The organism is Asaia sp. HumB (assembly GCF_030263835.1).
GTDB classification, from domain to species: Bacteria; Pseudomonadota; Alphaproteobacteria; order Acetobacterales; family Acetobacteraceae; genus Asaia; species Asaia bogorensis.
Genome location: NZ_JARPML010000002.1, coordinates 2459774 through 2481090 on the forward strand (window position 1 = coordinate 2459774; position 21317 = coordinate 2481090).

Below are 21317 nucleotides of genomic sequence, written 5' to 3' on the forward strand. Positions count from 1 at the left end.
TAGAGGATAAGACAATGACATCATCAAGTATTGCGCGCAAAAAATATCTTGCTCTTGCCGTGGGTATGGCCGCGCTTCTGGCCGGTTCCCGCGCCATAGCCGCCCCGGCTCCGTGGCAGGACCAGTCCGCCTCGACTCAGGACAGGGTGGCGGCGCTCATGCACAGCATGACCAAAGCCGAGAAGCTCTCGCTGGTCGAAAGCCAGCTTGCCATGGAGTTCGGCAATTTCAAGAAGCCTGCGGGCGCCATCGGGTCGGCGGCCTATGTGGCCGCAATAGACCGTCTGGGCCTGCCTGCCTTGCAGATCAGTGATGCCGGGCTTGGTGTCACCAACCCGATGGCCGTGCGCCCGGGCGATGGCGCGACAGCCCTTCCCGCGGGGCAGGCTATATCGGGCACGTTCGATCTCGCGCTTGCTCGTGAAGGGGGCGCGATGATTGGCGCTGAAGCGAAGCATCGTGGTTTCAATGTGCTGCTCGCGGGCGGTATGGATCTGGTGCGTGATCCGCGCGGCGGTCGGAATTTTGAGTATATGGGAGAGGATCCCATCCTGGCCGGGCAGGTCGCCGCTGCCGAGGTGCAGGGCGTGCAGAGCCAGCATGTGATCTCAACGGTCAAGCATTACGCGGTGAACTCCTACGAGACGGGACGGATGATGAGCAGTCTCGATCTGGGCATTCCTGCCTTGCAGGAATCCGATCTGCTGGCCTTTCGTATTGCTGTGGAAGAGGGCAAGCCCGGCAGCATCATGTGCTCCTACAACAAGGTGAACGGGGTCTATGCCTGTCAGAATCCGTATCTGCTGACTGACGTGCTTCGGGGTGAGTGGGGCTATGACGGGTTCGTCATGAGCGACTGGGGTGCGCTTTCCGATGGTGGAGCCGCCGTGACAGCGGGGCTGGACCAGGATTCCGCCCCGACGCTCGATCGTGGGCCGCGCTTTATCGACGCGATGCGCAAAATGGCGAAAGGCGCCGAGGGCCAGAAAATTCTCGACACCAAGGTGCGCCATATCCTGACGGCCATGGTTGCCAACGGGGTGCTCGATGACCAGGCGCGCCCTGCGGAAGGTGAAGCCGAAATTGCCGCCCATATGGCCGTCAGCCGCCGTATCGAGGAGGAAGGCGCCGTTCTCATGCGCAACGAGCGCGCAACACTGCCCCTGGCCCCGAAGGGAATGATCCTTGTCGTGGGCGGTCATGCGGATAAGGGTGTAATCGCCGGAGGGGGCAGCTCGGCTGTGCTGCCGCGTGGCGGGAGTGCCGTGGTCGACCCCGTGCAGGCCAGTCTCGAGACAATGCCTCACCCGATTATCTATGAACCCAATGCCCCGGTCGACGCGCTGCGTGCGGCAATGCCGGGTGCCAGGATCGTGTTCAATGACGGGGCCGATATGGGGCAGGTTGCTGAACTGGCGGGCAAGGCCGATGCGGTGGTCGTCTTCGTGAGCAAATGGCAGGGCGAGACGCTTGATGCCCCTGATCTCGATCTTCAGCCTTCGGATAATGCGCTGATCGAGGCCGTTGCTCGCGCCAACAGGAAAAGTGTTGTGGTGCTTGAGACCGGCAACCCTGTCGCCATGCCCTGGTTCGACAAGGTCGGGGCCGTACTTGCCGCCTGGTATCCCGGATCGGCAGGGGGTGAGGCAATCGCCAATCTGCTCAGCGGCAAGGTCGCGCCTTCGGGTCGCCTGACAACAACCTGGCCGCAATCATTGGCCGATCTTCCCCGGCCTGAATTACCGGGTGCCGGGCATCATGCCGGTGCGTTCCCCTTCGAGAAATCCGATGTCGCCTATCTCAAGAATTACGACCTGAATGTTGAGGGCGCCAATGTCGGCTATCGCTGGTTTGCCGCGCATCATCGCGCACCGGCTTTTCCTTTCGGGTTCGGTCTGAGCTATACGCGGTTTTCGCATGACGGGCTGAGCCTCTCGATGGCGGGTGGCACAGCGGTCGCACATGCCAAAGTAACCAATAGCGGCCAGCGCGCGGGCGATGACATTATCCAGATCTACGCCCATGCGCCCGACGGCACGCCATTGCGCCTTGCTGGTTATGCCCGTGTGACGCTGTCGCCCGGTGAGACACGCGTCGTTGATGTGCCGCTCTCGCGCTATGCGACGGCGCGCTACGACGCAGCCCAGAAGGCGTGGAAACAGGCTCCGGGCACGTATCGTCTGGTCTTTGCACGGAACGCCGCCGATGAGACAGGCCCTTCGGCCAGTCTCCAGATCAACGCGCAGTAAGGGGGTGAGGCACCATGCCCCTATCACCCTCTCTCAGGAGCAGGGGGTCAACCGTCGCATGGCGGTTGACCCTGCATTCCGGCGTGCTGGCTGTTATCGCCTGTGCCAGCATCAGCCCTCTGAAGGCGCAGGAGACGAATTACACCAATCTTCCATCGCTTGAGGCGCAAAGAGCGGCGGTCAGGAAAGACGACACCTGCCACGCTTATGATCGCATGATCACGAAAGGCTCCGAGTCTCCCATCATCACGACCTGCGACACGCTTTTTCCGGACCAGTTCGGTCTGCGTGACAAGCTGGCAAGCAAGGGTTTTCTGGTCGAGGGCTATTACTCGTTCGGCGAGATCTATGATGTTCTCGGCCATCAGGGAAAACCTCAGGCCTATAACGGGCAGAGCCCCAATTTCTCGGGTAATCTCTGGCTCAACATGACGTATGACATGGAGCGCGTGGGGCTGAACAAGGGGTCTCAGCTCACCCTGTCGATGAATAACTGGCAGACAGCCTATCCCGGCGCCGGGATCAGGGGCACGGCGCTCAGCCAGGCCACCATCTTCCAGACATTCTTCAATGGACGCATTACCGCGCAATACGGCTATTACGGGCTTCTGGGGCAGTTTTACGGGCTGTTTCTGGGGACAAGCACAGCCTCGACCGCGCTTGGGCCGACCAGTATCATCCCGAACCAGGTGGGTATGTCCATGTATATGCCGACGCCGGGTCTCGATATCCGCATGTATGCGCATGACCGGCGGTTTTATAACCATTTCGGCTTTGCTCGCAGCCAGAGCCCTGACGGGTTTGGCGCGGATTCACGTGCCAACCCGTCAGGCGTGAATTTTCGCGTCAACGGCGCAAGGCCGATCTATGTGGACGAGATCGGTTTCAGGCAACGCCCCAGCAAGGGCAAACTCATGACGTGGCTTCGTGCCGGAGGGATCTATAACAGCTCGTCCTATTACGATTACCGCAAACGCGCCTTTGGTCATTCCAATTCGGCATTTTATGTCGTTTTCGACCAGCAGCTTGTGCAGACCAATCCGGCAATTCCTTATCTGGGCTGGTATATCGATCTGAAGACCGATCATGCAGACCGGACGAGCAACGTGTTTACCGATGACTATGCAGCGACGATCTATGCACTGGGGCCTTTCCGGGGCCGTGAGAAAGACATGCTGTCCATTGGGTTCACGTACAACAAGATCGGGTCGGCAGCGCAACAGAACCTGCAGCAATTTGCGCCGCGCAGATTCGATCACAGCACGACGTCGTCCGTTGCCTATGCGGCACATCTTCATCGTGGGATCTATTTTGTGGGAACGACAAGTTACACGACGCATCCTGTCGTGTCCCGGCTCTATGCCGATGCCCTAACATTGCAGGGGCAGTTTACCCTGTCATTCTGAGCGCTCTCGCATCTCAGAACGAGAGGGCAGAGCCGTGTGTCATGACGGGACGTGCGAAAGCGTCCCGTCATGAGGCAGGTCTGGCAAAGCCTAGCGCGGGGCTACCCAGCCATTGCCGCTGGCATCGCCAAGCTGGCCGCTCTGGACCGGGCTGGAATTGGAATAGGCCGAGCCGAACTTGCTCAGATCGGCACCGGTGACGGCGTCACGCTGCACGTTATCGGCGTGGTCAGGGTCCGGGCCGTGCTTGAATTCGGTGCTCGGTGTTTCCTGATAGCCGGGGGGCAGGGAGTGGCGCCCCTTGGCGGTCAGATGTTCGCCCTTGCCGTGATATTCTACACCGGTGTCGTTGCTGTTGTTCTGCGGCGCATGAGCCTCGTTGGGGGCATTTTGTCCGGTAAACTGCGCAAAGGCGGTTCCGGCAGGCAGAACAAACAGAGTGGCGGCCAGAAAGGCGCCGCGACGGAGCTTTGCCATGAAAGCTTTCCCTTGCAGTTTCGTCCCGCTGCGGTGGCCGCACAGGAGTGGTGGTTGCCATTTCGGAATTTGGCCCGATCTCTGGCGCAGATACTGTTTTCAAGTAGTTCGTGAGACCAGAGGCGGCAAGAGCCTATTATGATGGACGATCTCTTCTCGGCAGCCAGACAGCCTGCGCTTCTGGCACCCGGCGCCCTGTTCCTGCCGGGCGCCGCGCGGGCCATGCAGGCCAGGCTGATGCAACAGCTGCACGAAATCATGGCGCAAGCACCCCTGCGCCGCCTTGAGACGCCGGGTGGTCGGCGTTTCTCGGTCGAGATGACAAATTGTGGCGCGCTGGGCTGGCATTCCGACAAGGCTGGATATCGTTACGAGTCCCGAGACCCCCTGAGTGGTGCGGCCTGGCCGGAGATGCCGGATAACTGGCTCGAACTGGCCCGGATCATGGCGGAGCAGGCCGGTTATCCGGGCTTTGTGCCCCAGACTTGTCTGATTAACTGTTATGCGCCCGGTGCACGCATGGGGCTTCATCAGGACCGCGACGAGACGGCGCTGGAAAGCCCGATCGTATCGGTCTCGCTCGGTGTGGCCGCACAATTTCTCTTTGGAGGGCTGGAGCGCACGGCCCCGACACGCAAGCTCTCGCTCCTGAGCGGAGATGTCGTGGTATGGGGTGGCCCGTCGCGTCTGTTCTATCACGGGATCGCCCCGCTGAAGCCGGGCCACCATGAATTGACGGGAGACCGGCGCTGGAATCTGACGTTTCGCCGGGTGCGGGCGTGCTAGCCCCTAGCCGGATCGGCCATTCCGTTTCATAGTGAGAACCCTTTTTTTCGGCTCAAGGAAAATACTCTCATGCACCCGAACCGCGAATCCGCTGTGCACGCCGGCTGGACGCCGTCGAGCTGGCGGTCGCACCCCATTCGTCAGGCTCCGCATTATCTGGATGCAGCCGCGCTCGACTCTGTCGAAGCCCGTCTGCGGCGATATCCGCCCCTGGTGTTTGCGGGCGAGACGCGGCGCCTGAAGAGCCAGCTTGCCAAGGCAGCGCGTGGCGAGGCCTTTGTGCTTCAGGGCGGGGCATGTGCCGAGAGCTTCAATGAGTTCACCGCTGATATCGTGCGCGATACGTTTCGTGTGCTGCTGCAAATGGCCGTCGTGCTGACCTTCGGTGCCAAGGTGCCGGTGATCAAGATCGGGCGTATGGCCGGGCAGTATGCCAAGCCGCGTTCCTCCGACACCGAGACGCAGAACGGCGTTACCTTGCCCTGTTACCGCGGTGACATCATCAACGGCCCGGAATTCACCGAGGCGGCGCGTATCCCCGATCCGGCGCGTATGGAAACGGGATATTTCCAGTCTGTTGGCGTGATGAACCTGCTGCGTGCCTTTGCATCGGGTGGTTACGCCAACCTGCATCAGGTGCATCGCTGGAATCTTGGCTTCGTCAAGCGCTCGCCACTGGCCGAACGCTATCAGGACCTTGCCCAGCGCATTGATGAGACCCTGTCCTTCATGGGGGCATGTGGCTTCAACCAGAGCGCGCCGCAGATCAACGAGACCGAGTTCTACACCTCGCATGAGGCGCTTTTGCTGCCTTACGAGCAGGCTCTGACGCGCATCGATAGCCTGAGCGAGAACTGGTACGATTGCTCGGCCCATTTCCTGTGGATTGGTGATCGGACACGCCAGCCCGATGGGGCGCATGTGGAGTTCCTGCGCGGCGTGGGCAATCCGATTGGCATCAAGGTCGGCCCCACTACCACGCTGGAAGATCTCGAGAAGCTGCTCGATATCCTCAACCCGAAGGACGAGGCCGGTCGCATTACGCTCATTTCCCGCATGGGCGCCAGCAAGGTGGGTGATTTCCTGCCGCCGCTGCTCGACAAGGTGCGTGGCTCCGGTCGCACTGTGACATGGCTGTGCGACCCGATGCATGGCAATACCATCGCCACGGCAGACAAGATCAAGACCCGCTCCTTCGACTCGATTCTGGGCGAGGTGAAGGGTTTCTTCTCGGTATTCCAGCAGGCTGGGCTGCGCCCCGGCGGCATCCATATCGAGATGACCGGGCAGGATGTCACCGAGTGTGTAGGCGGTGCCCATCGTCTGACGGAAGCTGACCTTGCTGGGCGTTACGAGACGTTCTGTGATCCGCGCCTCAATGCCGAGCAGTCGCTTGAGATGGCGTTCCTGCTGGCCGAGGAACTCACGGGTCACTTCCGCGATCACGGGGCGTTGCGGGAATGACGCCCCCCAAGGCCGATGAGGGACGCGCTGCACTTGATGCAGCGCTAAGCCCGAAACTCGCTCTGACACCCGGCGAGATTGCCGGGCGGACAGACGCCTATTTCAACCGGACGCAGAAGATCGTCTCGCATTTTGGCGAGTGTCAGGTCACCTACGCGCTGTTCATTCGCCGACCCGTCATTGCGGCGCATGGGTTGATGGTTGCATGGCTCGAGAATGTCGCATGTGAGCAGGGTTTTTCGGTCGAGATCGAGACGATCTACCCTGAGGGAAGCTGGGTTGGCGCGGGCGAGCCGCTACTTTATCTGACCGGGCCCTTTACCCGCATGGCCCCCCTCGAAACTCTTTTGCTGCAAAAGCTCGGCTCAGCCTGCGTCGCGGCCCATAATGCCTATCAGATGGCGCTGGCCCTGCCGGATGCAGCGTTCATGGCCATGGAAGCCCGTCACTGCGCCGGATTCGAGATGCAGGAAATGATGGGCTATGCCGCCTCGATCGGCTCACGTGCTGCCCGACGCGAGGGCGCGAAGGGGTTTGTCGGCTGCGCCAATGATGTTACGGCGGCTTTCTTCGGCCAGGATCATGGACTGGGCACCATGCCTCATGCCCTGATCGGTTATGCGGGCTCGACGCTGCGTGCCGCAGAAATGTATCGCGAGGTCTACCCTGACGACCCTCTCGTGGTGCTGGTCGATTATTTCGGGCAGGAAATCACCGATGCGCTCGCAGTGTGCCGTCGCTTCCCCGAGCTGGCGGCGCAGGGGCGAATCAGCGTGCGTCTCGATACGCATGGCGGGCGCTTCATCGAAGGGCTCGACCCCCAATCGTCCTACGCCGTGCTGGAGCGTCATACGCCCGGTACGATACGGCGCTACCGTTCCGATAACGAGTTGAAGGATCTGGTCGGCACGGGTGTGTCGGCCGCCGCCATCTGGTGGATGCGCGAGCAGCTCAATGCCGCAGGTTTCCCCGAGGTGCGGATTATCGTCTCGTCGGGCTTTGGCCTGCAGAAATGCATGACCATGCGTGATTCCCATGCACCGCTCGATGTGGTCGGAACAGGCTCGTTCATTCCGGTCAAATGGAACGAAACCTACGCCACGGCCGATATCGTGGCTTATGACGGTGAAAAGCGGGTGAAAGTCGGACGCGAGTTCCTCCTGCAGAAAATCCGGTCCAGAGAGAAGGAGAGCGAAGCATGAGCAGCTCTGAAGCAGAACCCGATCGCGGCTGGTTTGTCCGTATTCTCGATAATTCGGGCGGTGCGGAAGAAGGCATCGTGGAGGAGGTGAAAGACTTTCAGGACCTCGCCCACGCCAATGCCTATGCTCGCGCCTATGTGCGCGACAGCGTCGAGCGCTGCCGCGTTGGCGGGGCCGCGGGGCGCGAAGTGCTCGAAGCCTGGTTCTCGTTCGGTGAGGACGCCATTGTCGTCGAGGCCGGAGATGATGGTTGGAAGTCTGCATCGGAACTTGAGGATTTCGCTGCCAACCCTGCCACGCCGATGGAGCGCGACTGGCGCACCCTCGATCCGCGCCGTCTCGTGGAGGATGACGAGGAGATCGAGATCTGATGCCGATAAACCGGCGTCAGATTCTGGCCGGCCTGTCAGCTGGCGCGGCTGGTTCTATGCTTGTGGCTCTTTCACGCGCCGCAGTGGCACGGGGGACGAGTTCAGCGGTCGTTCCTCAGCCGCCATCGCCCCAGACCAGCCTGCCTGCGCTGAGCCGTCAGCTTCAGGCCGTACCGCGCCGGCGTCAGTTCACGACGCTGCCGCGCCTGCTGGATCATCCCGATCTGTGGGACGATGTCGCTTTCGAAGCCCTTCGGGCCTATCGCAGCGAAGAGCGCATGATCGGCACCGGGACGTCGCTTTCGGGCAACTGGCCTGTTGAGGCGCAGAACCTGCTGAACAGCGAGATTTTCTCCTTCGGTCATCCCGAGGCCCTGCTTGTCATGGCATTATGGAGTGAGGCGCAGCTGGCCCTTTACGATGACGAGGCCTGGTCGCGTTATGGCCTGTCACGTCTGACGTCGTCGGGCCAGTCGGTACCGCCGCTCAGGCAGGTCGCCACAGGGTATTCGCGCCATCATCAGGATGAGCAGGGCGTTTACGGGGCGGCTGGACGCAGTATCCCGGCCTTGCAGGCCCGGGGCGTTGTGTTCCTCGCCTGCCATAATGCTGTATGGGCCCATGCCGGGCGTCTGCTCGCTTTGGGTGCCGTAGCCGGTAATCCAGGACAGGGACAGCTTGCGGCGACGCTGACGAACCATCTCGATCCGCGTGCTATCGTGACCCCGAGCGCACTTGGCGCACTCGCCGAATTGCAGCGGGCGGGGTTCTCCCGGGTTTTCTGAACGCGCCGGTTTTTGGACTCACGCATATTTCTGATGGCGATACCGTGCGCGGGCTATGGAAAATTGCCCGCGCCCTTGGCATAGAAGCAGCATGAAACTGCGCTTCGCCCCCAGCCCGACCGGCTATCTCCATGTTGGCAATGCTCGCCTTGCCATCGCCAACGCCCTGTATGCCCGCAAGCATGGCGCACAATTCCTGCTGCGCATCGACGATACGGATCTGGAGCGCTCCAAGGCGGAATACGAGCAGGGGATCAAGACGGATCTCGAATGGCTCGGTCTCGACTGGGACGAGATGGCCCATCAGTCCGAGCGGCTTGACCGCTATGCCAAGGCGATCGAGGCCCTCAAGGCTTCGGGGCGGCTCTATCCCTGTTTCGAGAGCGAGCAGGAACTGGCCGCCAAGCGCGAATTGCGCCTCAAGGCGCGCAAGCCCCCCATCTATGACCGTGCCATGCTGCGCATGACGCCTGAGCAGCGTGAGCGTGCCGAAGCCAATGGCAAGACGCCTTACTGGCGCTTTCGCCTCTCAGACGGTCACAAGAGCTGGCGCGATCTCGTGATGGGTGATCTGTCGGTCAAGCTGACAGCCATTTCCGACCCTGTCCTCGTGCGGGCCGATGGAACGGTGCTTTACACGCTGGCCTCGGTTGTGGACGACATGGAGCTGGATGTTACCCATATCATCCGTGGTGAGGATCATATTACCAACACCGGTGTTCAGCTCGATATCATCGAGGCGCTGGGTGGCAAGGCTGCTCGTTTCACCTTCGCCCATCTGCCCCTGTTGCTGGATGAGGGTGGCGGCAAGTTGTCCAAGCGCTTCGATGCGTTGTCGCTGCGTGCGCTGCGTCATGACGGCATGGAGCCGCAATCGGTTGTGTCCTACCTGTCCAGAATCGGCAGTTCGGACGACCCGGTGCCCATGACACTGGAAGAATCTATCGCGAGTTTCGATCTGTCACACATTTCGCGTTCGGCAGCGCGTTTCGACATGCAGCATCTGCTGGGGCTCAACCGCCGCCTGCTGCATACCCTGTCCTTCGAGGATGTCCGCACCCGCCTGCCTGAGAGGGCAAGCGAGGCTTTCTGGAATGCCATACGTGGCAATGTCGATCTGACCGGCGAAATCGGTTTCTGGTGGGAAGTGGTGCAGGGCGACATCGCGCCGCCCTCCCTACGTGACGAGGCCGGATTCCTGGAGCAGGCGCAGCAGACCCTGCCTGACGCCCCGTGGGATGGCGAAACGTGGAAGCAGTGGATCGCAACGCTGAAAGACGTCTCTGGCCGCAAGGGCAAGGCTCTTTTCCATCCGCTGCGTCTTGCCCTGACGGGCGAGGAGGCCGGGCCCGAGTTGCATGCCCTTCTGCCGCTGATGGGGCGTGATCTGGTTCTGCGTCGCCTGCAGGAAGCGGCTATAGGGTAGGGTGCGAGGGCTCACCCACGCGCAAGGGCCATGAAGCGCGACAGGTCCCGATGGCGGCAGTTTTTCAGGGTGCAGTCCGGGCTGCCCCTGCAGGGTGCTGACGATGGAACCGGGCAGGAAAGCGATGAGATTGGCACGGGGCGTCAACGCACGTCGGTCATACGGGTCGGCATTGGCAGCAATTTCTGGACGGATCTCTATCATCACGCCCTGACCACCTCATGGCCACGGTTTCTGGGGTGGTCCACGATTGCCTATGTCGCAATCAACCTGGGTTTTGCGCTGCTGTATCGGCTATGCAACGCCCATATCAACAATGCTGCCGATCTCGACCTGCTCTCCCTGTTCTTCTTCAGCGTGCAGACCTTCTCAACAGTTGGCTATGGAGTCATGGCCCCAACCGGGCACATGGCCAATGCGCTTGTATCCGTTGAGGCGCTTCTGGGCATGATGATCAATGCCCTTTCCACTGGCGTGGTCTTTGCCCGCTTCTCGCGCCCACGGGCGCAAATTCTTTTCAGTCATATCGGGGTAATCAGCCAGCGCGCTTCACCTGCCGCCCTGTGCATCAGGCTCGCCAATTCGCGCAAGAGCGCGGTGCTGGCGATGGAGGCGGAACTTTCACTCTCCCAATTCGTGATTGGTGAGGGGGGATACCCCACCCGTATCTTCACACGGCTTGCCCTTCTGCAATCGCAGGTGCCAGAATTGCGGTTCACCGAAACCCTGGTGCACCCCATCGATAGCGCTAGCCCTCTTGCTATTTTGAGCGTCGAGCAGCTTGACGCGACCTATGCGGAAATTCTGGTCACCGTACGTGGCACGGATGAAGCAACCGGTCAGGCCGTGTTGCTCCAGCACGGTTACGATCATGCAAAGATGATCAAGGGGATGCGTTTCGTGGATATGGTCGTGCAGGACGCGTCGGGCAATTACCGCGTGGATTACAGACGGCTTCACGACATCGAACAGGAAGCCGAAGCCGCCGCGTGAAGAGGCCATGGGCCTTCCCACACAGTCCTCTTTCTTTACCCCATGCGCGGCTGAACGCCTGTTTTCGAGGCTGTTACTTTCCGTACCTCTTCCCTCGGACCTCTGACGCTTCAGGGGGCAGAGGAGGCCTCCGAAAGCGCGCATCAAGCGCTGGTCGTATCCTGACCGCGCGCCGATTTCATATCCACTAGTGAGGTTGAGTGAGACCAGTGGGCGTTCGGTGGGCACGTATGGGGCCACCGTGTCGCGCGATGATGGGACCGCGCTTTGGCGCTGCGGTTGTTTGGAATTTCCTGTGTTTAAGCAAAGCATATGACTTTATTATTGATTAAATGTTTCAATAATAAGTCAATGCAATAATTACTTCACGATCTATACTTGATTCGACACAAAACTATTTCTGTTTCGATCTAATTGAAGCCAGTCCGAAGTGCCAGATGGGCGCACTTGCCGGAAACAGGGTCGATTGCAGAAGAGCCGGACGACCAGATGCGGCGCATCCGGCGCAGGAGAGAGTTTTGTGTTGAGAGGTCAGAGACTGTGCCTGGTGTTCACTTTCCTTTGCTGCTCGGGGGCCGCTTACGCAACGCCTCTATCGGATGATGCCCATCAGAATACCCCGACTACAGCCAGGGCAGCGCCTGCAGGTAAACCGGGAACAACGCGGCACAAAATAGGCGGCGCAGGAAAGCCTGCCCGGCATGCAGGCGAGGCTGGAGCCAGCGAAGTCGCCGCAGCGCCGGCGTCGGCTCGGGCATCGTCCGCCCGTCATGTTGCCCATCACGTTACGCCGGAGAGCATCAGCGTGACAGGGCAGGCCCACAGCAAAAACTACCAGAAGGACCCGGCATCCGTGTCGGTCCTCAGCGCCCGACAGCTTGCCAACCGTCACGTCGTCTCACTGGTTGATCTCGGTGACGGCTCCGTGCCCTCCTTGCGTATCGCCCAGTTTTCAGGCCGCAATTCGGCCCTGGTGGTCAATATCCGCGGTGTCGGCGTGCTGGGTGACAGTAACCAGCCCGCACGTGACCAGGGTGTGGGTGTCTATATCGACGGTGTGTATGTCTCCAGACCGCAGGCACTTGGCACGGCACTTTTCGATGTCGAGAGCATGGAGGTGCTCAAGGGGCCGCAAGGAACGCTGTTTGGCCGGAATACCGAGGCTGGCGCCCTGAGCATCGTGACGCGTCGCCCCACAGGAAAATTCGGCATGCGTCTGGTTGGCGGGTTTGGCAATTACAACAGCAACAAGGGCGAGTTGCACCTCGATCTGCCAGCTTACCACGATCTGGCGATCAAGATTGACGCTGTGACAGCGCATCGCGGACCACTTGTCGATAACCCGATGCCGGATACTGATGGGTTCAATCAGTATGACAAGCACGGCGTGCATGTAGAGGCAATGTATCATCCGGGTGATAACTTCACCGCTGACTATGCCTATGATAATTCCTATGACAGCACGACCACGCTGTGGATGCAGTTGCTCAAGGGAGGAACGAACAAGCTCGCGCAGCTTGCGACGTTGCAGACGACCCGCGCCAAAAGAGCGTTTGTCGGCGTTCCCGAAGAGCCCAGTATCGGCAAGAACAGCGGGCATCGCATGACGCTCGATTACAAGGCGATACCGCAATATCTCTCTTTCAGATCCATCACGGCGTATCGCGAACTGAGCCAGAGCCAGTTTGACAACGGGATGGCCTCCGGGAGCCTTTCCAACACCACAGGCAATTTCACCGGAATGAGCTTTGCACGTAACTCGCTGGCAGGATTCTGGCAGAACCAGATCAGTCAGGAGATACAGGCCTTCGGCCATACGAAGCGCCTGAAATATCAGGGTGGCTTCATCTATTACCGCGAGCATGCCGCCGATAACGCGCAGGCCTTCTATACAAACCAGTTCACCAATGCTGCTGGCAGTGAATACCGGCTGCTGACCGGCCCGGCCTATGATGACTGGAGCCTTCAGCCCATTGATCGCGCCAGCCATGTCACGTCAAAAAGCTGGGGCGTTTACGGCAATGCTGTCTATACCCCACCCGTGCTTCATGACGCGCTGCATCTGACGGCGGGGCTGCGCTGGTCTCACGATGGCAAGCAGGGCACGCTGACAACGGTGAACAACCAGGCGCCGATCAATACGGCGGGTGTCTCTGGCCCGATTGATTTTGATGCGGGATGGTCACGCGTGGATCCGCTTCTGGAAATCAGCGGTGATCTTGCCCGTCATGTGCTGCTCTACGGGAAGTGGAGCACGGGTTACAAACCGGGCGGAGCCAATTCACGAGCGCAGAATTATGAGGCTTTCGGGCCTGAATCGGTCTCGATGTTCGAGGTCGGCACCAAGACCGAGTTTCTCGATCAGCGTGTACGTTTCAACGTTGCGGGATATTGGGGCGACTACAAGGATATCCAGGTCGATTTCAGCAAGCCCTACCAGATTGGCAATCAGCTGACGACGCGTACCACCACCTCGACGATCAATGCGCCTGGTCGCGGTGATCTGAGTGGCGTCGAAGCCGAGCTGAGCGTGTCGCCCATACGCTACCTGACGCTTGGCCTGTCCTATGCCTATAACTATGTTCACATCCCGCCCACGGCCAATCCCTATCCCAACTCGGTGGGTGTGGTCAGCTCCATGCTCGTGCCAATCTACCAGAGCTATACCCCGGCTCATTCGGGCAGCTTCCAGGCGGATTATGTGCGGCCGTTCCAGGGTTTCACGCTGCTTGGCCATCTCGATGGCAATATCGACAGCGGTTATTATGCCGGCACGACCGACCCAGTCTACGCGGGGATCGGAAACCCCAAGAACGTTTATCAGCCTAAAGGTGATAGCGGGCTGATCGTCAACGGGCGTGTCGCTGTGTCCAATGTGCGGCTCGGTAATACGGGTGCGAAGGCCACGTTCTCGCTCTGGGCACGCAATCTGTTTGCCGAGCAGCATGTCTACTTCAAGACACTGGGCGTGACGACGGGCTTGCAGGGTTACTTCAACGAAGCGCGCCAGTTCGGCGGCCAGGTCGATCTGGCGTTCTGAGAGCGGGTGCCACCGGCGCTAATGGTGCTGAGGATTTGAGGCCCAGGGCCGGGGATGCCTCGCACCTTGGTCTGCAAGGTCTTACCGGCCTTACAGATAGGCAAGATGCGGCGTCTGGGGGGAATTGGAACAATCCCGACCGATGTGATGGGCGAAAATGCTCTCGCCTGCTCCTTCGCCATATGCCTGCGAAAGCGCGGAGGCAGGGAAGGGAATGCAGGCCTGAGAGTAGGGGGCTACACGGCAACGCTGGCCCGGAAAAACCGCCCCACAGGAAAAACCAACTCGAAGGAAAACCCGATCGGGGAAAACAGGCCTAGGGCACGTCTTCCGACATGGCCTCGGCCTGTTCCTTGAGGCGATGGAAGCTGCGGCGGCTGAACGGGAGCATCAGCAGATAGATGATGCCAGCCGCTGCCAGAGCAAGCCAGGGGTCGGCCAGAAGGATTGCCGCATAGAGCAACGTGCCGAGCATGAGCGGCAGCACGAAGGGCGACGGGATCTTGAAGTTCTTGAACGACCAGACCGGCAGTGTCGAAACCAGCAGGGCAGCTGTCAGGATCAAGAAACCGGCTGCCAGCAGGGGGGAGCGGGCAAGGGATTCAAGAACTGGCCAGTGCATCCTGTCGGCTTCCAGCCCGAGAAAGATGGGAAACAGCACGACACCCGCGCCGGCAGGTGCGGGTACCCCCGTGAAGAAGCTGTAGGAGTATTCCGGCTTCTCCTCGTCATCGAGGCTTGCATTGAAGCGCGCGAGACGCAGCGCCATGCACACAGTGAACAGAATGCAGGGCACAAAAGCGTAGCGCCCGCCATTGGCCTGCAATGTCCAGAGATAGAGCAGGAAAGGCGGCGCCACGCCAAAGCAGACGAAATCGGAGAGCGAGTCGAACTCGGCCCCGAAGCGCGATGTGCCATGCAGCAGACGGGCGATACGTCCGTCGAGCCCATCGATACAGGCCGCAATCACGAGTGCCGCAGCAGCATAGGCGAATTGCTGCTCCAGCCCGTACCGCATCCCGCTCAGCCCGGCGCACAGACCCAGCATGGTCAGCAGGTTCGGGATGAGCCTGTTGAAAGACGGGCCGCGGACGCGCACGCGGCGCGGCCGGATACGCCTCAGCCGACGCTTCCTGCGCCGGGGAGGCAGGCCGGCCTGCGCGTCTGCAGACGCAGTCTCCTGCGCCGTGTTGGCCTGAGCGTGACCTGTCGTTTCAACAGGACCGGGGAGCGTGTCTGACACGGGGCTTACAGGCTCAGAGATGGGCGATGACGGTTTCGCCACCGACCATGGTTTGTCCGGTGCTGACAAGCGGCGTCACGCCCGGCGGCAGATAGAGATCGGTGCGCGAACCAAAGCGGATCAGGCCAAAGCGATCACCCGGTTCCACAGCGCTGCCCTCGTCCACATAGCAGACGATACGACGTGCAATCAGCCCGGCGATCTGCACGATGGCCATGTGACGGCCATCCTCGAGCGTCAGGCGAACTTCGTTGCGTTCATTGAGGTCAGAGGCCTTGTCGAGGCTGGCATTGAGGAACTGCCCGGCGTGATAGGCAATTTTCGTGACCGTGCCGGCTGCGGGCATACGATTGATATGCACGTTCAGCACCGAAAGGAAGGTTGCCACGCGCCACACAGGCTCACTGCCCATACCCAGCGCTGCGGGTGGCGTCGCGAGTTCGACCGATACCACGCGACCATCTGCGGGGGCCAGGGCCAGATCGGTGCGCGCCGGCGGAAAACGCTTTGGATCGCGGAAGAAGTAAAGGCAGAATCCGAACCCGCCCAGAGCCACATTGCCAATCAGGCGCGTGGCGCGCCAGGGCGTTGCGCGGCCGAGCAGGGTCAACCCTCCCGTCAGTGCGAGAAAGGGGAAGGCAGCGCGGTGAGGCGGCGCCAGAACGGATTTGATCGATTGAATCAGGGACATGGGCGCAGTCTTACGACACCTTAGTTTTGGGTCAAGCTTTGCCTGTTTTCGGCCCTAGCTGCCCGGTTTTTCACTCAGGCTGTCACAGCTGCTGGCAGAGCTCGCCAATGTGGTGACGCGCCTGCCAAAAGCGAGCTTGGCGCGTTCAGCCTCAACCGGCATGCCGGAATAGAGATCCTTGCACGCATTCACCAGATGCACGCCCCCCAGCCTGCGCCCCAGCAATCCCGTCGCCCGATCGGCCATGAGAGCCGCCTGCTCACCCAGCTTCAGCAGCGCCAGAGGGGCGCTGAGCGCGGTGGCCGTGCTTTCGGCGCGAAACAGGGCGCGTTGCAGGGCGCGATCGAGCTGGCTGGCCGAAAACGGGCTGCCATGACCGAAAGGCGACGTATCGTCCTTGGCGGCAAGACCTGTCCGGTTCGGGACAACAAGAATCAGCCGGCCATGATCGGCAAGGACCTTCCAGACCATGCGCAGCAGGGGATGGGGGTTGGCCAGTTCGAGCCCATGCACCATCACTACCAGATCGATACCCAGATCATCGAAGGGCAGGGCATCGGACGCCACAAGGCATGAAGGCACGGCAAAGCCGCCATGATTGTCCAGCGGCGCGCGCCGGGTCAGCGGCGTGTCCAGCTGGGCCGACGCCACCCATCGTGCCCGTCCGAGCCCACGCCATTGGGACAGGAGAGGCTGCGCATAGCCAAGACCCAGAACGCGTAGCCCGGTCGGGTCGGGCAGCAGGCCTGCCAGTTGCGCCATGAGCAGAGCATTGACCTGATCGCCGCGCCGGCTGGCATAAAAGCCGGCAGCATCGGGAGGGACGAACTGGGGTGGGCGCTTGGGCATGGGGACACGCTAGACCGAACCTCCCTATTGGGCCAGAGGGGCTGATGATGCGTTCTCGATCAGCGAGGCGTAATATCTCTCTTAGCTAACGCCGGAACACACTGCAGGAACAGGAAAGCTGCACCATGAGCCTACAGATCAAAGCCGTACCTTTCGCACGCGATAATTATGCCTGGCTTCTGACCGACCCGCAGACAGGAATCGTTGCCGTCGTTGACCCCGGCGAGTCCGATCCGGTCGCGGAAGTGATTGGTGACGGTCGTCTCGACCTCATTCTTCTTACCCATCATCACGCCGATCATATTGGAGGCGCCGAGGCCTTGCGCCAGAAATACGGTGCCCGTATCGCCGGCGCGGAGGCAGATCAGGCCCGCTTGCCACCACTCGATCTGTTGTTGCATGACGAGGACCGTATTGCTGTGGGTCATGATTTGGGGAAGGTCATTGCCACCCCCGGTCATGCGCGTGGGCATATCTCCTTCTATTTCCGCTCTGTCCCCGCGCTGTTCTGTGGTGACACGTTGTTCAGCCTCGGGTGCGGTCGCCTTCTGGAGGGGACGGCGGAAGAGATGTTCACCAGCCTTCACCGCTTCGACCCCCTGCCGGATGACACGCTCGTGTATTGCGGTCATGAATACACGCAGAGCAATGCTGCTTTTGCGCTGAGTATCGACCCGACAAACGAGGCGCTGCGGCAGCGTGCTGCTGAAGTCGAGGCGCTTCGTGCCGAGGGACGCCCCAGCCTGCCGGTGCGGCTTGGGCTTGAGCGCGAGACCAATCCTTTCCTGCGTGCCCCTGACAGCAGTGAACTGGGCAGGCTGCGCCAGGCGAAGGACCACTTCTAAGAGACGGCTTCCTTATGGGGAGGTCGAGTCAGACAACAGACCGCTGGTACGCTGGCGAAAGGCAGATCAGGTGACGACTTTCAATCTGAACGATTACGATTTTGACGCCATCATCTTCGATTGCGATGGGACAATCGCGGACACGCTCCCCGTCCACTTCCTGACGTTTAAGGAAGCGCTGGCGGAGCAGGGGCAGGTTCTCACGTCAGAGTGGTACTACGCCCGCACCGGGCTTTCGAGCAGCAAGCTGTTCGACGCGTATGAGAAGGCGTTTGGTGTGACACTCGACCGGGCGGCGCTGCTTGCCCGTTGCCGTGTGCTCTACGAAGCCCATCTTGATGTGCTGCGTGAGCACAGTTTCACAGCCGAGATAGCCCGCAGCCATTTCGGCCACGTTCCGATGGCCGTGGCCTCGGCCGGGCTCAAATCGATCGTGACCGCGACACTGCGTACGCTCGATTTGCTGGAACTGTTCGATTGCGTGGTGACGGTGGAGGATGTGACCCATCCCAAACCGGCCCCTGATCTCTATCTGCTGGCCGCCAGCAAGCTCGGTGTCACCCCCTCACGCTGTCTCGTTTTCGAGGACACGGAGGAAGGGCTTGAGGCTGCCCATAATGCCGGGATGAGGGCTGTCGACGTGCGGCCTCATCTTACCATTGATGAAAAATGATGATCCTGAGCAGGGTTGCGACAATAGCCAGTGTCACGACCCCGCCTGCCCAGAGCCCGACAAACCAGCCGAGACGGGCAAGGAAGGAGGAGGAAGGGGCTGGAGAAGCAGGCATTGTCATAACTCCTCTGGCGAAGTGGCAGGCTGACCAGAAATAGCCTGACCGATGTTTAGAACATCTGAGCCCGGGCGATGAAAAGCCCGGGGGGCAGGCCCCTCATGAGATCCATGCCCGTTCAGGACCGGGTTGATCTCATGAGGGTGACATTGAGTCAGGCCCGGCCCGGCGTCAGTGGTAATGATGATCGGCGGTCACCGTGCCGCGGAACACCCAGTAGGAATAGATCGTATAGGCCAGGATGATTGGCAGCAGGATCGATGCGCCGACCAGCAGGAAAAGCTGGCTTTCCGGCGGCGAGGAAGCCGACCAGATCGTGACCGTGGGCGGCACGATATAGGGCCAGACATTGATGCCCAGACCCGAGAAGCACAGAAAGAACCAGCCCAGCGCGCAGAGGAACGGCGTGAGGCGCGTTGCCTGCTTGCGCAGCGACAGGAAGAACAGTGCAGCGAGCACGATCACCGCGACGGGTACGGGCGCAACCCAGACGATTTCAGGGAAATCGGTCCAGCGATGCATGTAATTGGCGTGCAGATAGGGCGTCCAGACCGACACGATGGCGATCAGCACCAGCATGCCGAGGCCCAGCGGCGCGGAGAGGCGCTGCATGACCGCCTTCAGATCGGTTTCCGTGCGCCAGACCAGCCAGGTTGCACCAAGCAGGGTGTAGCCAACCGCCACGGCAAAGCCGCAGAAGAGCGGGAAGGGGGCAACCCAGTCCCACGCACTGCCGACGAAGGTGTTGTTCTCGACCTTCACGCCCATGATGAGCTCACCCAGAATGATGCCCTGCATGACAGAGGCAACAAGTGAGCCGAAGCAAAAGGAGCGATCCCAGAACCCCATGCCGAAAATGCCGCTTGCCTTCACACGGAATTCAAACGCCACGCCACGCAGGATCAGCGCGAGCAGCATGAACAGGATCGGCAGGTAAAGCGCGGGGAGGATCGTGCCATAGGCGACGGGGAACACGCCATAAAGCGTAGCACCTCCGAAGATCATCCAGGTTTCGTTACCGTCCCAGACCGGGGCGATGGTGTTGACCATGACATCGCGATGTTCCTTGCGATGCTCGCCGAGGAACAGGATGCCAATGCCCAGATCGAACCCGTCGAGACAGACATAGATGAAGATGGCCAGAGCCGCGAGGGTTGCCCAGATGATGGGCAACCAATAGGCGAGGGTATTCATGGTAAACGCTTACTCCGCCGGGTGGTGAGAGACTTGGGTGATACCAGCGGCACGATGCGGCTGATCGCGCGGGGGCTCAGGCTCGTTCGAGCTGGGTTCCTTGGCAAAATCGCGCAGCAGGATGCCGATACCGGCGGTAAAGACGATGAAATAGACGATGACGAAGGCCACCATGGACATTTCCATGTTCGGCAGTGTCACGGGTGAGACGCTGTCGACGGTGCGCAGCAGCCCGTAGATTGTGAAGGGCTGGCGGCCCACTTCGGTCGTGACCCAGCCGCACAGCAGGGCGATGAACCCGGCAGGCGTCATGAGCAAGGCGCCGCGCAGCAGGATCGGGTTGGTATAGAACCCGCCCTTCCAGCGCAGGAACAGCGAGAAGAACCCAAGTAGGGCCATCAGGCTGCCAAGAGCCACCATCACGCGGAAGGTGTAGAACACCACATACATCGGCGCGCGCTGGTCTTTCGGGAAATCCTTGAGACCCGGTACCTTGCCGTCGAGGCTGTGCGTCAGGATCAGTGAGCCCACCAGCGGGATACCGATCTTGTAGCGTGTCACCTCATGTTCCATATCCGGCACGCCGAACAGCAATTCGGGCGCACGGCTCTCGCTCTCCCAGTCGCCTTCCATCGCCGCGATCTTGGCGGGCTGGTATTTCAGCGTGTTCAGGCCGTGGGCGTCACCCGCCAGGATCTGGAGCGGTGCCACGATGGCAGCCATCCACATCGCCATGGAGAACATGACCTTAACGGCATCGGTCGGCTGGCGCTTCTGACGCTTGGCCTTGAGAAGATGCCACGCGCCGACGCCACCCACGATGAACGCCACGCAAAGGAACGCGGCGAGCGCCATATGGACGAGGCGGAACGGGAAGGAGGGGTTGAAGACGATGGCGAACCAGTCGGCCGGCAGGAAGCGGCCTGTTGCGGCATCAATCTTGTAGCCCTGCGGTGTCTGCATCCAGGAATTGGAAGCCAGGATCCAGCTCATGGAGATCAATGTGCCGATCGAGACCATGCAGGTTGCAGCGAAATGCAGCCGCTTGCCCACGCGGTTGAGGCCGAACATCATGACGCCAAGGAACCCGGCCTCAAGAAAGAAGGCCGTCATGACCTCATAAGCCAGCATCGGGCCAAGGATCGGTCCGGCCTTTTGCGAGAATTGCGACCAGTTGGTGCCGAACTCATAGGACATGACGAGGCCGGAAACGACACCCATGGCAAACACCACGGAAAAGACGCGCAGCCAGTATTTGAAGAGGTCGAGATAGACGGGTTTGTCCGTCTTGAGCCAGAGCCCCTCGAGCACAGCCAGAAACGCGGCCAGGCCAATGGAGAAGGCGGGAAAGACGATATGGAATCCGACGGTAAACGCGAATTGCAATCGTGCGAGGAAGAGAGCACTCATGTCAGGCATTGCAGGGATCCGCGGCCATCAAGGCCAGTCGTGAAGGGGAATGGTTAACTGCCACCGCCCATAAGGCGTCAGCTTCCCCTCCGGTT

Annotated in this window: 18 protein-coding genes and 1 pseudogene; 12 read left to right on the plus strand and 7 right to left on the minus strand. The window is 60.6% G+C overall.

Annotation, left to right across the window (positions count from 1 at the left end):
- The first annotated feature begins 14 nt into the window (after nucleotides 1–14).
- Complete coding sequence (locus P5689_RS12115) at nucleotides 15–2249, plus strand: glycoside hydrolase family 3 C-terminal domain-containing protein (RefSeq protein ID WP_285533340.1); 2235 nt, start codon at nucleotides 15–17, stop codon at nucleotides 2247–2249.
- A 65-nt stretch (nucleotides 2250–2314) separates the two neighbouring features.
- Nucleotides 2315–3655, plus strand: a complete 1341-nt coding sequence (locus tag P5689_RS12120; RefSeq protein WP_285533341.1) for a carbohydrate porin — start codon at nucleotides 2315–2317, stop codon at nucleotides 3653–3655.
- Nucleotides 3656–3745: 90 nt separating this feature from the next.
- Here the strand turns inward: P5689_RS12120 and P5689_RS12125 are convergent, their stop codons facing one another.
- Nucleotides 3746–4132: a hypothetical protein gene (locus P5689_RS12125; RefSeq protein ID WP_285533342.1), complete on the minus strand. Its 387-nt coding sequence runs from the start codon at nucleotides 4130–4132 to the stop codon at nucleotides 3746–3748.
- A gap of 138 nt (nucleotides 4133–4270) precedes the next feature.
- Between P5689_RS12125 and alkB the strand changes: the two genes are divergently transcribed.
- The 8 genes from alkB (at nucleotide 4271) to P5689_RS12165 (ending at nucleotide 14199) form a co-directional block, all read left to right on the plus strand.
- Nucleotides 4271–4918 carry a DNA oxidative demethylase AlkB gene (gene alkB / locus P5689_RS12130; RefSeq protein WP_336718368.1) on the plus strand — a complete coding sequence of 216 codons (648 nt, stop codon included), beginning with the start codon at nucleotides 4271–4273 and terminating at the stop codon, nucleotides 4916–4918.
- A gap of 69 nt (nucleotides 4919–4987) precedes the next feature.
- Nucleotides 4988–6382 carry a class II 3-deoxy-7-phosphoheptulonate synthase gene (locus tag P5689_RS12135; protein WP_023978144.1) on the plus strand — a complete coding sequence of 465 codons (1395 nt, stop codon included), beginning with the start codon at nucleotides 4988–4990 and terminating at the stop codon, nucleotides 6380–6382.
- Nucleotides 6379–7584 carry a nicotinate phosphoribosyltransferase gene (locus tag P5689_RS12140; protein ID WP_285533343.1) on the plus strand — a complete coding sequence of 402 codons (1206 nt, stop codon included), beginning with the start codon at nucleotides 6379–6381 and terminating at the stop codon, nucleotides 7582–7584. Before P5689_RS12135 ends, P5689_RS12140 begins: the two co-directional genes overlap by 4 nt.
- Nucleotides 7581–7955 (plus strand): hypothetical protein, encoded by a 375-nt coding sequence (locus P5689_RS12145; protein ID WP_023978142.1) that lies wholly within the window; start codon nucleotides 7581–7583, stop codon nucleotides 7953–7955. The genes P5689_RS12140 and P5689_RS12145 overlap by 4 nt, the downstream gene beginning before the upstream one ends.
- Complete coding sequence (locus P5689_RS12150; protein ID WP_285533344.1) at nucleotides 7955–8740, plus strand: hypothetical protein; 786 nt, start codon at nucleotides 7955–7957, stop codon at nucleotides 8738–8740. Before P5689_RS12145 ends, P5689_RS12150 begins: the two co-directional genes overlap by 1 nt.
- A 91-nt stretch (nucleotides 8741–8831) precedes the next feature.
- A complete protein-coding gene (gltX, locus tag P5689_RS12155; RefSeq protein WP_285533345.1) occupies nucleotides 8832–10166 on the plus strand; it encodes a glutamate--tRNA ligase in 1335 nt (444 codons plus the stop codon).
- A gap of 30 nt (nucleotides 10167–10196) precedes the next feature.
- On the plus strand, nucleotides 10197–11159 hold the full coding sequence (locus P5689_RS12160) for an ion channel (RefSeq protein ID WP_285533346.1): 963 nt from the start codon (nucleotides 10197–10199) through the stop codon (nucleotides 11157–11159).
- An 805-nt stretch (nucleotides 11160–11964) separates the two neighbouring features.
- On the plus strand, nucleotides 11965–14199 hold the full coding sequence (locus P5689_RS12165) for a TonB-dependent receptor (protein ID WP_285533347.1): 2235 nt from the start codon (nucleotides 11965–11967) through the stop codon (nucleotides 14197–14199).
- A gap of 316 nt (nucleotides 14200–14515) precedes the next feature.
- Here the strand turns inward: P5689_RS12165 and P5689_RS12170 are convergent, their stop codons facing one another.
- From P5689_RS12170 to P5689_RS12180, 3 genes and pseudogenes are all read right to left on the minus strand, one after another.
- A complete protein-coding gene (locus P5689_RS12170) occupies nucleotides 14516–15349 on the minus strand; it encodes a phosphatidylcholine/phosphatidylserine synthase (protein ID WP_035444177.1) in 834 nt (277 codons plus the stop codon).
- 106 nt (nucleotides 15350–15455) lie between these two features.
- Nucleotides 15456–16136, minus strand: a pseudogene (locus tag P5689_RS12175) (phosphatidylserine decarboxylase); the annotation flags it as partial.
- A 51-nt stretch (nucleotides 16137–16187) separates the two neighbouring features.
- Nucleotides 16188–16982: a methyltransferase gene (locus P5689_RS12180; RefSeq protein ID WP_285533348.1), complete on the minus strand. Its 795-nt coding sequence runs from the start codon at nucleotides 16980–16982 to the stop codon at nucleotides 16188–16190.
- 125 nt (nucleotides 16983–17107) lie between these two features.
- Here P5689_RS12180 and gloB point away from each other — a divergent pair, with 125 nt between their 5' ends.
- Both gloB and P5689_RS12190 read left to right on the plus strand, forming a co-directional pair.
- Nucleotides 17108–17827: a hydroxyacylglutathione hydrolase gene (gloB, locus tag P5689_RS12185; protein WP_285533349.1), complete on the plus strand. Its 720-nt coding sequence runs from the start codon at nucleotides 17108–17110 to the stop codon at nucleotides 17825–17827.
- A 70-nt stretch (nucleotides 17828–17897) separates the two neighbouring features.
- Entirely contained in the window at nucleotides 17898–18500 is a 603-nt protein-coding gene (locus tag P5689_RS12190; protein ID WP_285533350.1) for an HAD family phosphatase, read from the plus strand.
- Here the strand turns inward: P5689_RS12190 and P5689_RS12195 are convergent.
- The 3 genes from P5689_RS12195 to P5689_RS12205 all read right to left on the minus strand — a co-directional run bounded on the left by P5689_RS12195 (nucleotide 18481) and on the right by P5689_RS12205 (nucleotide 21231).
- Entirely contained in the window at nucleotides 18481–18615 is a 135-nt protein-coding gene (locus tag P5689_RS12195; RefSeq protein ID WP_122039115.1) for a DUF2474 family protein, read from the minus strand. The genes P5689_RS12190 and P5689_RS12195 overlap by 20 nt on opposite strands.
- Before the next feature lie 174 nt (nucleotides 18616–18789).
- The gene (gene cydB, locus P5689_RS12200) at nucleotides 18790–19812 is read right to left on the minus strand and encodes a cytochrome d ubiquinol oxidase subunit II (protein ID WP_122039049.1); all 1023 of its coding nucleotides are present in this window, start codon (nucleotides 19810–19812) and stop codon (nucleotides 18790–18792) included.
- A 9-nt stretch (nucleotides 19813–19821) separates the two neighbouring features.
- Nucleotides 19822–21231 (minus strand): cytochrome ubiquinol oxidase subunit I, encoded by a 1410-nt coding sequence (locus P5689_RS12205; RefSeq protein WP_023978129.1) that lies wholly within the window; start codon nucleotides 21229–21231, stop codon nucleotides 19822–19824.
- Nucleotides 21232–21317 lie beyond the last annotated feature (86 nt).

Coding starts and splice junctions, on each gene's coding strand:
- cydB (WP_122039049.1), bottom strand. CDS start 19,812: ATGAATACCCTCGCCTATTGGTTGCCCATCATCTGGGCAACCCTCGCG.
- P5689_RS12160 (WP_285533346.1), top strand. CDS start 10,197: ATGAAGCGCGACAGGTCCCGATGGCGGCAGTTTTTCAGGGTGCAGTCC.
- alkB (WP_336718368.1), top strand. CDS start 4,271: ATGATGGACGATCTCTTCTCGGCAGCCAGACAGCCTGCGCTTCTGGCA.
- P5689_RS12115 (WP_285533340.1), top strand. CDS start 15: ATGACATCATCAAGTATTGCGCGCAAAAAATATCTTGCTCTTGCCGTG.
- P5689_RS12125 (WP_285533342.1), bottom strand. CDS start 4,132: ATGGCAAAGCTCCGTCGCGGCGCCTTTCTGGCCGCCACTCTGTTTGTT.
- P5689_RS12150 (WP_285533344.1), top strand. CDS start 7,955: ATGCCGATAAACCGGCGTCAGATTCTGGCCGGCCTGTCAGCTGGCGCG.
- P5689_RS12180 (WP_285533348.1), bottom strand. CDS start 16,982: ATGCCCAAGCGCCCACCCCAGTTCGTCCCTCCCGATGCTGCCGGCTTT.
- P5689_RS12145 (WP_023978142.1), top strand. CDS start 7,581: ATGAGCAGCTCTGAAGCAGAACCCGATCGCGGCTGGTTTGTCCGTATT.
- gltX (WP_285533345.1), top strand. CDS start 8,832: ATGAAACTGCGCTTCGCCCCCAGCCCGACCGGCTATCTCCATGTTGGC.
- P5689_RS12140 (WP_285533343.1), top strand. CDS start 6,379: ATGACGCCCCCCAAGGCCGATGAGGGACGCGCTGCACTTGATGCAGCG.
- P5689_RS12195 (WP_122039115.1), bottom strand. CDS start 18,615: ATGCCTGCTTCTCCAGCCCCTTCCTCCTCCTTCCTTGCCCGTCTCGGC.
- P5689_RS12205 (WP_023978129.1), bottom strand. CDS start 21,231: ATGCCTGACATGAGTGCTCTCTTCCTCGCACGATTGCAATTCGCGTTT.
- gloB (WP_285533349.1), top strand. CDS start 17,108: ATGAGCCTACAGATCAAAGCCGTACCTTTCGCACGCGATAATTATGCC.
- P5689_RS12135 (WP_023978144.1), top strand. CDS start 4,988: ATGCACCCGAACCGCGAATCCGCTGTGCACGCCGGCTGGACGCCGTCG.